Annotated in this window: 10 protein-coding genes and 1 tRNA gene; 7 read left to right on the forward strand and 4 right to left on the reverse strand. The window is 40.0% G+C overall.

Annotated elements, in window-relative coordinates; genetic code table 11:
* Nucleotides 1-106 precede the first annotated feature (106 nt).
* Both PSE60_RS03790 and PSE60_RS03795 read right to left on the reverse strand, forming a co-directional pair.
* A complete protein-coding gene (locus tag PSE60_RS03790) occupies nucleotides 107-1270 on the reverse strand; it encodes a tyrosine-type recombinase/integrase (RefSeq protein ID WP_272664608.1) in 1164 nt (387 codons plus the stop codon).
* Between the two features lie 164 nt (nucleotides 1271-1434).
* Nucleotides 1435-1509, reverse strand: a tRNA-Arg gene (locus tag PSE60_RS03795).
* Nucleotides 1510-1862: 353 nt separating this feature from the next.
* On the opposite strand from PSE60_RS03795, the gene mlaA reads away from it, so the two are divergent.
* The gene (gene mlaA, locus PSE60_RS03800; RefSeq protein WP_004912414.1) at nucleotides 1863-2615 is read left to right on the forward strand and encodes a phospholipid-binding lipoprotein MlaA; all 753 of its coding nucleotides are present in this window, start codon (nucleotides 1863-1865) and stop codon (nucleotides 2613-2615) included.
* A gap of 571 nt (nucleotides 2616-3186) precedes the next feature.
* Here mlaA and fadL read toward each other — a convergent pair.
* On the reverse strand, nucleotides 3187-4470 hold the full coding sequence (gene fadL / locus PSE60_RS03805) for a long-chain fatty acid transporter FadL (protein ID WP_272664609.1): 1284 nt from the start codon (nucleotides 4468-4470) through the stop codon (nucleotides 3187-3189).
* A 353-nt stretch (nucleotides 4471-4823) separates the two neighbouring features.
* Here fadL and PSE60_RS03810 point away from each other — a divergent pair, with 353 nt between their 5' ends.
* The 4 genes from PSE60_RS03810 to sixA all read left to right on the forward strand — a co-directional run bounded on the left by PSE60_RS03810 (nucleotide 4824) and on the right by sixA (nucleotide 9761).
* On the forward strand, nucleotides 4824-5120 hold the full coding sequence (locus PSE60_RS03810) for a YfcZ/YiiS family protein (protein WP_210836365.1): 297 nt from the start codon (nucleotides 4824-4826) through the stop codon (nucleotides 5118-5120).
* Between the two features lie 271 nt (nucleotides 5121-5391).
* Nucleotides 5392-6711 (forward strand): acetyl-CoA C-acyltransferase FadI, encoded by a 1320-nt coding sequence (gene fadI, locus PSE60_RS03815; protein WP_210836366.1) that lies wholly within the window; start codon nucleotides 5392-5394, stop codon nucleotides 6709-6711.
* On the forward strand, nucleotides 6711-8933 hold the full coding sequence (gene fadJ / locus PSE60_RS03820) for a fatty acid oxidation complex subunit alpha FadJ (RefSeq protein ID WP_272664610.1): 2223 nt from the start codon (nucleotides 6711-6713) through the stop codon (nucleotides 8931-8933). The genes fadI and fadJ overlap by 1 nt, the downstream gene beginning before the upstream one ends.
* A 345-nt stretch (nucleotides 8934-9278) precedes the next feature.
* Complete coding sequence (gene sixA, locus PSE60_RS03825) at nucleotides 9279-9761, forward strand: phosphohistidine phosphatase SixA (RefSeq protein WP_272664611.1); 483 nt, start codon at nucleotides 9279-9281, stop codon at nucleotides 9759-9761.
* A gap of 19 nt (nucleotides 9762-9780) precedes the next feature.
* On the opposite strand, the gene smrB is transcribed toward sixA, so the two are convergent.
* Nucleotides 9781-10323 (reverse strand): endonuclease SmrB, encoded by a 543-nt coding sequence (smrB, locus tag PSE60_RS03830; protein ID WP_210836373.1) that lies wholly within the window; start codon nucleotides 10321-10323, stop codon nucleotides 9781-9783.
* A gap of 224 nt (nucleotides 10324-10547) precedes the next feature.
* Between smrB and hutI the strand changes: the two genes are divergently transcribed.
* Both hutI and hutC read left to right on the forward strand, forming a co-directional pair.
* Nucleotides 10548-11786 (forward strand): imidazolonepropionase, encoded by a 1239-nt coding sequence (gene hutI / locus PSE60_RS03835; protein WP_272664612.1) that lies wholly within the window; start codon nucleotides 10548-10550, stop codon nucleotides 11784-11786.
* Between the two features lie 264 nt (nucleotides 11787-12050).
* A complete protein-coding gene (hutC, locus tag PSE60_RS03840) occupies nucleotides 12051-12788 on the forward strand; it encodes a histidine utilization repressor (protein WP_210836383.1) in 738 nt (245 codons plus the stop codon).
* Nucleotides 12789-13095: the final 307 nt, after the last annotated feature.

Consider the following 13095-nt stretch of genomic DNA (forward strand, 5'->3'; position numbering starts at 1 on the left):
AAAACTGGAAACAATAAATGAGCCGTTTTATTACTAAGTTCGGTACTCGTTTTAGAGACAACCTTTAATGAGTGGGTAAATAGGCTGAATTATTTACAGGATCGAATCATAATAATTGTAGAGAGTAAAATTTCATCATTTTAATTCTACTTTCTAAATACAAAGCATGGTTATAAATTCCACGGATGGAGTTTTTATCAACATGCGCAAGCTGCAATTCTATCCACGCACTATCAAAGCCTTTTTCATGCAAAATAGTGCTCATCATGTGTCTAAACCCGTGACCTGTCAGCCTACCTTTATAGCCAACTTTGGCGATGACCTTATTTATACTCGCATCACTGATTGGTTTTCGTACATCATTACGCCCAGGGAAAAGTAGCGAGTAGTTACCTGAAATGACTTTTAGCTTATCAAGGATCTCTAATACCTGTGGTGAGAGAGGAACTAAATGAGGGCGACGCTTTTTCATTCGTTCTTTAGGTATTTCCCAAAGTGCATTTTCAAAATCAAATTCTGACCATTCCGCGAATCTTAACTCAACAGTTCTAACACCTGTTAGCATTAATAGCTGGGTGGCATATTTCGTGATTTTACTGCCTTGGTAGTTATTAAGCGCTTTGACAAAATCAGGAATTTCACTTTCTTGCAAGAATGGGAAATGTTTGGTTTCAGGCTTATTCATTGCGCCAGACAAATCAGGGGCAGGGTTATATTTTGCTCGGCCTGTAATAACTGCATACCTAAACACTTCACCACAACGACGGCGAATTTTACTTGCTTGCTCTAATGCCCCGCGTTTTTCTATCTTCTGCAATACGGCAAGTAATTCCAATGGCGCTAATTGGTCAATAGGCCGACTACCAATGAAAGGGAAAACATCATTTTCAAAACAACGCAATATTTCGCTCGCATAGCCTTTTGACCATGTAGAGCATTTTGATGCATGCCATTCCATTGCAACGGCTTTAAACGTATTTTCAGCAGCGTATTTTTGTGTGATCTTTTCCGATTTGCGAGCATCACTTGGGTCTATGCCATCTGAAAGCTGTTTTTTTGCTTCATCTCTTTTTCTTCTGGCATCGGCTAAAGAAATTTGTCCATACACGCCAAATGAAATCATTTTAGGCTTACCCGCAAAGCGATAACGAAATCGCCACCCCTTGGAACCATTGGGTTCAATGAGAAGGGATAAGCCATTGCCATCATTTAGGGTGTAAACCTTATCTTTAGGCTTAGCTTTACGAATTTGGATATCAGTGAGCAGCATAATGTGTATAGTTTTTTTATCGAACCTAGACCTATACACAATACTATACACATTAGTACTTAGATTCCACTAGAAGTTACTAGACCTTCTTGGAAGTCAAAATAATTAATTGTTTGTTTTTATTTGAAAAATTGGAAGTCTTGAGAGGTGTTTGGAAGTGGTAATGGTGTCCCCTGCAGGAATCGAACCTGCAACTAGCCCTTAGGAGGGGCTCGTTATATCCATTTAACTAAGGGGACTTTTGGCGTCATAATTACGACAGCGAAGGCATTTTACTGTTCAGACCTAATTGAATCAAGTTGTTACGGGCAAATAATCGAATTTATCTACCATAAATATTTTTTTGACTGTTTTTTATTCGAAAATAGGGGGTTATCATTTTTAAAGTTGAGTGAGGGAACATTTCTGTTTTGTACTAATTGTTCAATTTTCTTATAATAAGAATATGATTAATTGGCTTATAATTAGCCTTTATGATAATCAAATAACTCAAAAGGATTAACATAATTCTTTTTTTAGCCTTACTATAAGCAAAACAGTTATTACAGTGGAAAGTACCGTAGTAGGACGGTGCAGGGAATGGAGAAATGTTATGAAGTTTCGCATGACGGGTGTTTTTCTGGCAGGGGTGCTGATTGCAGGTTGTGCAAGTAGCATTGATCCAGAAACACATGAGCGTTCAGACCCTTTAGAAGGGTTCAACCGAGCAATGTTTAATTTCAACTATAACGTCCTTGACCCTTATGTCTTGAGGCCTGTAGCGGTTGCTTGGAATGATTATGTCCCGATGCCAGCTCGTAATGGATTAACCAATTTTTTCGTTAACCTTGAAGAACCTGCAAGTATGTTAAATAGCTTCCTACGTGGTGAAGTGACTCAAGGTTTCAAACATTTTAACCGCTTTTTCCTTAATACCGTCTTTGGTATGGGTGGCTTGATTGATGTGGCATCAATGGCCAATCCTCAGCTAGTTAAGGAAGAACCCAAACGCTTTGGTAATACCTTGGGTTATTACGACGTGGGCTATGGTCCCTATGTGGTGCTACCGGGATATGGCAGTGCAACACCAAGGGAACAAGGTGGTGATTTAGTTGATGATTTATATCCAATGCTAAGTTATCTCACATTCTGGATGTCAGCAGGTAAGTGGGCACTGGAAGGAATTGAAACCCGAGCAAGGTTATTAGATTCAGATGGATTGCTGAAAAACTCTTCAGACCCGTACTTAATGATGCGAGAAGCCTATTTCCAACGTAATGATTTCTTATCAAGTGGTGGCGCGTTAAAAGCAACAGAAAATCCAAATGCGGCAGCGATTGAAGACCAACTTGATTCGATAGATTAGTAAATTGAATTGTTTTGGAAGGTTTATCACTCTCTTGTATACGAATGATACTAGAGAGTGATAAATAAAAAGCTAATCATTGTCTCTTTTTCCTCGTTGAGAGATAGTGTCAATCAGGGCGATTACCCCTAATACACCAATAAAACCGACAGTAAATAGTGTTCCCATAAAACCTCCTAAGTTTTTGTCATTGTTGCCTCTTTTACATGCCTTCACGGCCGTAGCCAATAATAGAATATAGCGTGATTAATACAGTTTGATGAAAAGCCATACATATTAGTGGATATCATCAGTATAAATTATGCTATTGGGTTGTACTTGCAAATAAGAACATTCAGAGAATGAATTATAATTTAATGAAATATAAAGCGAATTATCTCAAAAGTGAGGTTGTATCTATTTTATAAAGAAATGAAAAAGTGAATTATATGCTTAACATTTAATTTACATATGATGTGGGTTAGGGTCAAGAAAATTTATGTTAAGTTTTGAAAATTAGTGGGATGGGAAAGTTGAAATCGAAAATAATATCAGGGAGAAAGCACTCCCTGATATTTAAAAACTCAATTAATTAGAATGCGTAGTTAAAGTTCACACCATATAACCATGCAGAACCTTCAGATTTGAAATGAGTCATTGTGTTTGGCTTGTCTTCGCTTAATTTCTCATTAATATTGACTTTTTTGCCATGCATGTAAGCAATACCAACATCAACAGAGGCATTTTCATTAAAGGCATAAGTGGTACCTGCACTTAACCAGTAACGGTCTTGGTCAGGAATGGAAATTGAACGATATTTGGCAGGTACAGGGCTTTCATCGTAAGCAATACCTGTACGGAAGGTCCAATTATCATCATAGAAATAAGTGGTACCCAGTGCTAAACGCCATGCATCTTTAAAGTGTTCTGGTTTATGGAATAACTCATCCCCATTACTTTTTTGATAGGCAGTTAAATCTTTAAATGTACTCCAGCCAGTATAGGAAGCACTGTAGTGAAGAGCCCATTTAGGTGCCACTTTATGGTAACCGGAAAATTCCCAGATATCTGGTAAGTTAAGATCAAGTTTACCTTTAACACTAGAACCATTTAGCCCGCCAACCATTGCTGGAAGGTCGTTTGAGAATTTACCATCTTCAAACTTAACTTTAACTTTCGAACGGTAAGTGAAGCTTAAACGGTTGTCTTGATTAAATTCATATAAGATACCGGTATTCCAACCGTATCCCCAGTCATCACCTTTAAGCTTGGCTGCAGTTGTGCTTGGCGTCACGCCTAAGAATGATGGGATTTGTGAGGCTCCAACTCCCATATGACGCGTTATTTCGGCATCTGCATAGACAGCGTTAACACCTAAACCAAAACTGAAATTATCATTGAAACGATATGCACCGCTCAAATTTAAGTTAACGGTTTTTAAATCAGTCTTACCACCAACAGGCCCACCAGCATAATCCTTAGGGAAATCAGTTGCTAAGCCAAAGTTGGTGGTCATTGATGTACCAACAGCCCACTTATCATTAATTGGGAAAATGAAATGGGCATTAGGTACAACTGCGCTTGGAGCAATATCATTGGAAGTAAAAGCACTATTATCGCGGCCTTTAATATCAACACTTGGGTCAATATAAACGGCACCAATAGAAAGAGAAGGGCGATCAAACAACATCATGGCAGCAGGGTTTCGGCTTCCCTCACTTGCGTTGTCGCCCATCGCACCAGCTCCCGAAAACGCGCGTCCCAGTGCGGATGTAGAATATTCATTAAGCAAAAAACCAGCCGCGCCTGCGTTGGATGATACAATTGCCACTGCTATTGCTAAAGCTGATCTAGAGAACAGGTTTTTCTGGCTCATGACCAAAACCCTCTTATGTTTTATTTTGAATAAAGCGACTTCTATCGCAAGAAGCGCAGAATTGTAGGGTCCCTTGCCGTTATGACAAATCAGACCAGTTACTAGAGTATAGGTCTGACCACCTGATATGTTGCAAGCTTGTTTTGCTATTATTGTGAAATTGTTTTCAAAAATGCGACATATTTAACAAAATAGCAACATAAGCGGACGAATTGAGAACAATAAGTATGCGAATACGGGGTAAGATCAAACTTATGTTTAATTATTAGCGATATATTTTGATACACACTAGTTTTTAGCACTTTTTCAGCGTTATGATAGCGACTTAACAGTTTGTTTATTTGGAGAGTAAAATGACTGATGCGATTAACCGTTGTAGCGCGGATGAAACCGCAGCCTGCTGCTGTGTAGATGTAGGAACAGTATTGGATAATAAAGACTGTACTGCGTCGTATCAGCATGTTTTTGCTACACAAGGTGAAGCTGAAACCATGCTGAAAACACTCACAGAAAAAGCAAAATCTGTTGAGTCTGATCCTTGTGTAATAACCCATTCTATTAAGCCTGTAGAGGGTGGTGCTGAGCTGACGGCTGAATTTAGTTTTAGCTGTGAAGCAGAAAGCTTAATTTTTCAATTAGGCCTTCGTTAATCAAACGTTTGAATTTGCTCTGATTTGCCTTTTATCGCTAAAACGGTGGTCTGATTAACACTCAGTGATAAAAGGCTTCCTTCATCCCCTCATTTTCCCTTACTGCAATTTGTTGCGTTTTTACTCTAAGTTGCGTACCTGCTCGCATTTTTAATTAATACCCATTGATAATTGTGAATTTTATGTTAACAATCATTACAGGTCAGACCTCTTTATCCGGTTAGTGAGTTAGTTAACTATAATTTTCATTTTTGCTTTAGCAGGAGCGACCATGAATCAACATCTCCACCATGGTGAAAATACAGATAAAACAAATGAAAGGATCGCCATTGTCAGTGGTCTACGCTTGCCTTTTGCAAAGCAATCTACGGCATATGCAGGAATTCCAGCAGTCGATTTAGGTAAAGCGGTAGTTGCTGAGTTATTAGCCCGTAGTGATTTAGACAAAAACCTGATTGAGCAACTGGTATTTGGCCAAGTGGTACAAATGCCCGAAGCGCCTAATATTGCGAGGGAAATTGTTCTCGGAACAGGTATGAGCGTCTCAACGGATGCTTATAGTGTATCCCGAGCGTGTGCGACGAGTTTTCAAGCAATTGTTAATGTTGCACAAAGTATGATGGTAGGTGATATTTCTATCGGTATTGCTGGCGGGGCGGATTCATCTTCTGTGCTTCCTATTGGCGTATCAAAAAAATTGGCAGAGACATTGTTAGCTTTAAGTAAAGCAAAGTCTGTTGGGCAAAAATTATCACTGTTAACGAAATTACGCTTGAAGGATTTAGCGCCTGTCGCACCGGGTGTTGCGGAATACTCTACGGGGCTACGCATGGGGGATACCGCGGAGCAAATGGCGAAAAGTTATCAGATCAGCCGAGCCCAGCAAGATGAACTCGCTCATCGTTCGCATATGTTAGCGGCAAAAGCGTGGGAAAATGGCGTTTTAAATGATGAAGTTATGACTACCTATATGCCTCCCTTTAAGCAAGCATTTTCCCAAGATAACAATGTGCGTACAAACTCAGTCTTGTCATCTTATGCGAAATTAAAACCTGCATTTGACCGCAAGCACGGTAGCGTTACTGCAGCAAATAGCACGCCGTTGACGGATGGTGCCGCTGCGGTGTTGATGATGACAGAATCTCGAGCAAAATCGTTGGGTTATACACCGCTTGGTTATATTCGAAGTTATGCGTTTTCCGCGATAGACGTATGGGAAGATATGCTATTAGGGCCTTCTTATGCCACACCACTCGCTTTAAAACGAGCAGGGTTATTGTTGCAAGACTTATCCCTGATTGACATGCATGAGGCCTTTGCTGCGCAAACTCTTGCTAATTTACACATGTTTGGTAGCCGTAAATTCGCTCAAGAGAAACTGGGAATGGACCACGCAATTGGCGAAGTGGATATGGAAAAATTTAATGTCTTAGGCGGTTCTATTGCTTATGGGCACCCATTTGCGGCGACAGGCGCACGAATGGTGACACAAACCCTAAATGAGTTACGTAGACGCGGTGGTGGGTTTGGGTTAACGACAGCTTGTGCTGCGGGTGGTTTAGGTGCAGCAATGATTTTAGAGGTGGAATAATGGCTCAAAATTCTGCTATAGAAGTTACAAGAGAAAAAACACAACAGGCCTTTAGCTTAGAAATTTATGACGAAAATGTGGGGGTGATCTTCATTGATGTCCCCAATGAAAAAGTAAATACACTAAAAGCGCAGTTTACGGAGCAATTCCTGGCGATTTTACAACAAGCGCAGTCTACCTCAGGTTTGAAAGGGCTAGTTATTACCTCAGGAAAAAAAGACAATTTTATTGCAGGCGCTGATATTAGCATGATAGCAGTCTGTGAAAATAAATCCCAAGCCAGTGAGCTGTCAAAAGCAGGTCACGTACTGTTTGATAAAATCGATAACTACCCATTGCCTATTATTGCTGCGATACATGGTGCGTGTTTAGGGGGTGGGCTAGAACTTGCTTTGGCATGTCATGCGCGGGTTTGTTCCAATGATGATAAAACGAAATTAGGCTTGCCTGAAGTACAATTGGGGTTATTACCTGGCTCCGGGGGAACTCAGCGTTTACCTCGGTTGATTGGTATTCCGCATGCATTGGATTTAATGCTGACAGGCCGCCAGCTAAAAGCTAAACAGGCGCTGAAAATAGGGTTGGTTGATGATGTGGTTCCTGAGCCTATTTTACTCGACGTTGCGGTGAAAATGGTGAAAAAAGGGGGCGTTCAGCGTCCCGCTATCCATTGGCAACAGCGTTTATTAAGCAGCAAATTACTACGTAATAAAGTGTTTGAGAGTGCCAAACAAAAAACACTAAGCAAAACTAAAGGCCATTATCCAGCCCCAGAAAAAATTATTCATGTTGTGAAAACCGGCATGAATAAAGGTTTGCAAGCAGGCTATGCGGAAGAAGCGAAAGCTTTTGGTGAGCTCGTGATGACACCAGAGTCTGCTGCATTACGTAATTTATTTTTTGCGGTTACTGCATTAAAAAATGAAACGGGGGCACAAGCAACACCATTGAAAATTGATCAAGTTGGTGTACTTGGCGGCGGGTTGATGGGGGGAGGAATTGCTTATGTCACTGCGTTTCAAGGTAAATTACCCGTCCGCATAAAAGATATTTCAGACAAAGGCGTCACTCAAGCCTTGCGTTATAGCTGGGATCTACTGACCCAGCGAGTTACCAAGCGGCGATTATTAGCCCGAGAACGTGCAGCTGTTATGGCTAAGGTATCAGGCACATTAAATTATCAAGGGCTCGAAAACGCAGATATTGTGATTGAAGCCGTATTTGAAGATTTAGCACTGAAACAAAAAATGGTTGCTGAAGTTGAAAAGATGTCGAAACAGCAAGTTATTTTTGCTTCTAATACATCATCTTTACCTATTCACCAAATTGCACAGAAAGCGACTCATCCCGAAAGAGTGATTGGCTTACACTATTTTAGTCCCGTCGATAAAATGCCTTTAGTTGAAGTGATCCCTCACCAACAAACAGATGAAACTACAATTGCGACAGTGGTTGCTTTAGCGAAACGCCAAGGTAAAACAGCGATTGTTGTGGGGGATGATGCAGGCTTTTATGTCAATCGCATTTTAGCACCATTTTTATGTGAAGCCGCGCAATGCCTTGTTGAAGGTGAATCAATTGAACACATTGATCGCGCTTTAGTTGAATTTGGCTTCCCTGTTGGGCCATTTAATTTGTTAGATGAAGTGGGCATTGATGTAGGAACAAAAATTTTACCGATTTTAGTTGAACGTTTTGGTGAGCGTTTTAAGGCGCCTGATATCCTCGACAAAGTGGTTAAAGATGACCGTAAAGGTAAGAAAAACGGCAAAGGTTTTTATGAATATGGTCATCACACCAATAAGTTGTGGTTTTGGAAAAAAGCCAGTAAACGTCAAGTTGATAAAACCATTTATTCACTAATTGAAGTGGTTCCCAACAATAAACTGACTAAAGCGGATATTGCACAGCGCTGTGTCATGATGATGCTTAACGAAGCTGCCCGCTGCCTTGATGAAAACATCATTAGAAATGCTCGTGATGGAGATGTGGGAGCGGTATTTGGTATCGGTTTCCCGCCCTTCTTTGGTGGTCCGTTTAGGTATATGGATAGCCTAGGGATTGCAAAAACGGTGGAAACTCTGAATAACCTCGCCGTGAAATATGGTGATAAATTCCAGCCTTGTGAATTGCTATGTGACATGGCAGAGAATAATCGAACCTTTTTTTCTGCCAATGTAGAAGGTGGGGTTGATGTAATAAAACCAAGTAATGAACAATAATGGCGTGGTGAGCTAGCCTATTAACTGTTTGTTGCTTTGTTCAATAAAACCAATCAATGCCTGATACCAAACATATTTTTGGTTATCAGGCTTTTTTACGTAAAGCTCGTATGATTAGAATAAATCATTATATTAAATTTAACTAATTGATAATAAATACTAAAATTTAACATGCGACATGGCCTGCTAAAAAAACATACACAAAAATTTACTCAAATCATTTTCTTTGTTGATCATTTCATGCAGAATCACATTTCACCCCAACTGATGGTTACTTTTACAACAATTAGCTTAACAACAAAAGAATAACCGCCTTAATCAGGTAGGTTACTCAGATGGTGGATTATGCAAGTTTATATTATGCGTCACGGTGATGCAGCGATACACGCGCCTAGCGATGCTGAGCGCCCATTGACACAAAAGGGAAAAGACGAGTCAGTATTGATGGCTCAATGGCTACAGAATCAAGGTATTAAAATTGATTCGGTATTAGTGAGCCCCTATTTAAGAGCAGAACAAACTCGGCAAGTTGTGAGCCAGCACCTTGATTTGCCAGCAAAGTCGGAAGTTTTAGGGCAATTAACGCCAGGAGGGAATGCCGCATTTGTGGCTGACCATATTCGCGATATTGCTGTGCTAGGCGCAAATGCGATATTGGTTGTATCTCATTTGCCACTGGTTGGCTATTTAGTGTCGGAGTTGTGCCCACATAAAGAACCACCGATGTTCACGACATCAACAGTGGCATGTGTTGATATTGATGTGGCTCATCAAAAAAGTCAGTTTGAATGGATGTTGAGCCCATCTCAATTGCTATTTGCTAAATAATACAGAACAACATGAGCGCTTAGCGGCGAGCGCTCTCAGCAGTTTCTATAAGCAGCAATAAGGCTGCATTACCGCCCCATTCTTTAGGTGCTTGGTGAAAAGCAATAATATCAGGATGTTGGGCAAGCCAGAGTGGTGTTTGCTGCTTTAAAACATGTTTACCATGGCCGTGCATAATGCAGGCGCAATAGACATTTTCACGCTTACAGGCCGCAATAAGCGCGCCAATTTCTTGCTTTGCTTCCATTTGTGTTAAGCCATGTAAATCTAAAAACAACTCCGGAGCGTAGTCACCGCGGCGAAGTTTTTTTAATTCATAAGGATTAGCATCAGGCCTTAAATAACGCGTTGGGCCTTCATTTTCAAGTTGAGGTTGAAATTCATCTGAAAAATAAAAAGAGGCGTCAACCTGTTCCTGTATGATTTTTTTATTGGATGGTTGTGTCACTTTGGCGCGGACAGGTGCGTGCAGGACTTGGTCCTGACGGATTTTTTTTGCTCCATTAATGGCTTCTTTGAAAAGACGAACATCTTCATCTTCTAGACCAAATTTTTTCTTCATAATTTTACTAATATATTTTTGTGATTAATTTTTCTGGTTGGTAGTGTAACTCATTTTTGATGAATGGTGATAATCGCAGATTGTTCGTGTGAAGTAACATATTTATAACCTTTTTACAGGTAAGCATTGACAAAAGGGGACTTGCTAGTCTAATTGTATATACATATCTATACGATTTATTAATGCAATGAATAAAACTGAATTCAACAACAATAGGAAAAGCGATGGTATTCAAAACACACTCTCGGGATGTCGTTTGGCGTAATGGCCGTATTGCCACTATGGATCCAGTACTATCAGCCCCTTATGGACTGATTAATCACCATGATTTAGTTGTTCGTGATAATAAAATAGTTGCAATTGTTCCTACTCAAGACATTGAATTGAATGACTGCGAAGTTATTGATGTCGAAGGTAAATTAATAACTCCTGGATTAATCGATTGCCATACACATTTAGTTTTTGGCGGCGACCGAGCTTCTGAATGGGAACAGCGAATGAATGGGGTTTCTTATGAAACTATTAGTGCGCAAGGTGGCGGAATTAATTCGACTGTGCGTGAAACCCGCAAAATGAGCGAGAACGAATTATTTGATCGGGCAAAGCCAAGGCTCGAAGCATTAATTCAAGAAGGTGTCACAAGTATTGAAATGAAATCAGGCTATGGGCTCGACTATGAAAATGAAGAAAAACAATTATTAGTCGCAAAGCAGTTATCTGCACAATATCCTATTTCAGTCAGTTCAACTTTACTTTCTGCTCACACTGTCCCCGCTGAATATAAAGATAAACCTGATGAATATATTGATTTGATTTGCCAAAAAATCATGCCTGAATTATGGGAAAAAGGCCTGTTTGAGGCAGTAGATGTTTTTTGTGAAAGTGTGGGATTTTCCCTTGCTCAAAGTGAAAAGTTATTTTCAGCGGCTCAGAAGTTAGGGATCCCAGTAAAAGGGCATGTGGAGCAGTTATCAAACTTAGGTGGCAGCGAGTTGGTTGCCCGCTACAAAGGTTTGTCGGTTGACCATATTGAATATTTGGACCTAGAAGGGATTAAAGCACTTAAAGCGAGCGGAACCGTAGTCGTCTTATTGCCGGGGGCATTTTATTTTTTACGGGAAACCAAACTACCACCAATTGAGCTGTTACGGGAACATGACGTTCCTATGGCGGTCTCAACAGATTTTAACCCAGGTACCAGCCCTTTTGCCTCATTGCGTATTATTATGAATATGGCGGCCGTATTATTTAAGCTGACACCTGAAGAGATATGGGCAGGGGTGACACGTAACGCTGCGAAGGCGTTAGGCCGCGAAAATAGCCATGGGCAATTAAAAGTGGGTTTTGTTGCGGATTTTGTTGTGTGGAATGCGCAAGAGCCTGTAGAAATGATTTATGAACAAGGGAGTAACCCACTGTTCATCAGAGTACATGAAGGCAAAATTACCCATCGTAACGGCTGAAATGGGTGGGCTGCAGTTCTAACTATAACAATAATGAATAGCGGTGAATGAGGTTGTTTGCCGCTTTTTACCCTAAAAATTTGCTGTTTTTTGTTTGTTTTTATTAAAATTGCATCATTTAATTATGTTAATGCTTAATAATTAAGCATGATGTTTTTATTCGCGACTGTCAGGATAAAAAATGTCCGATAGCACTAAGGTCGTGTTGTATGCTATTCAACGAATAGCATATTAATACTTAAGATTTTAATCATTAAATTGGAAATGACTGTGACAGCCGATAAAAAGGATAAACAAGGGACACCACTCCCGCTATATTTGCAAGTGAAACAATCGATAATTGAAAAGATCCACACCGCAGAATGGCAAGCAAATGACCGTATTCCATCCGAGTCTGAGCTCGTGACACAGTTTCAATGTAGTCGAATGACTGCTAACCGGGCACTACGTGAATTAACCGCTGAAGGGTTATTGGTTCGCTTGCAAGGTGTGGGAACCTTTGTGGCTGAGCCAAAAGGGCAATCTGCACTATTTGAAATACACAGTATTGAAGCGGAAATACTAGCAAGAAACCACAAATACAGCTGCAGGATAATTAAGCTCGAAGAAATTCAAGCGTCGCCCGCGCTGGCAAATGAGTTAAATATCAGCCCAGATACCATGGTGTTCCATTCGATTATTGTCCATTTAGAGAATGATGTCCCTGTTCAAATTGAAGACCGATATGTCAATGCGTTAGCAGCTCCGGATTACTTACAGCAAAATTTTTTATCGATTACACCACATGATTATTTGTCTCAAGTGGCTCCTTTAACACAAGGGGAGCATATTGTGGAGGCCGTGGAGGCAGATGAACGTTCCGCGAGGTTATTGCAAATTAATACAGGTGCATCTTGCTTGTTAATTACAAGACGTACTTGGTCTCAGTCCTTTACGGTGACAAGTACAAAATTATTGTTCCCGGGTCACCGTTATAAGCTGAAAGGCAGTTTCACGTCATAAGTTTTTTTCACCACGTCAAAGCATGGGCGGAATGATATAAAACATATTTTCCGCTTATCATATCGAGTGCATGCCTTCTCTACCTATTTTGTGTGAATTTATTGTAAATCAAATGTGATCTGGCAAGCAGATTTAGAATAAAGAAAATACAGCAAAATATCAGATGATTTATTTATTTCATTGTTTTATTTGACTAAAAATATTTTTATATCATATTTTTTTAATCTTTATGTTAAAAGATTAATTGATCGTACATGTATATACAACTATATCTATAGGAACAAGAAAAGGTAGCTAATGGACAGAT

It is taken from the genome of Providencia sp. PROV174, from assembly GCF_028480685.1.
GTDB classification, from domain to species: domain Bacteria; phylum Pseudomonadota; class Gammaproteobacteria; order Enterobacterales; family Enterobacteriaceae; genus Providencia; species Providencia rettgeri.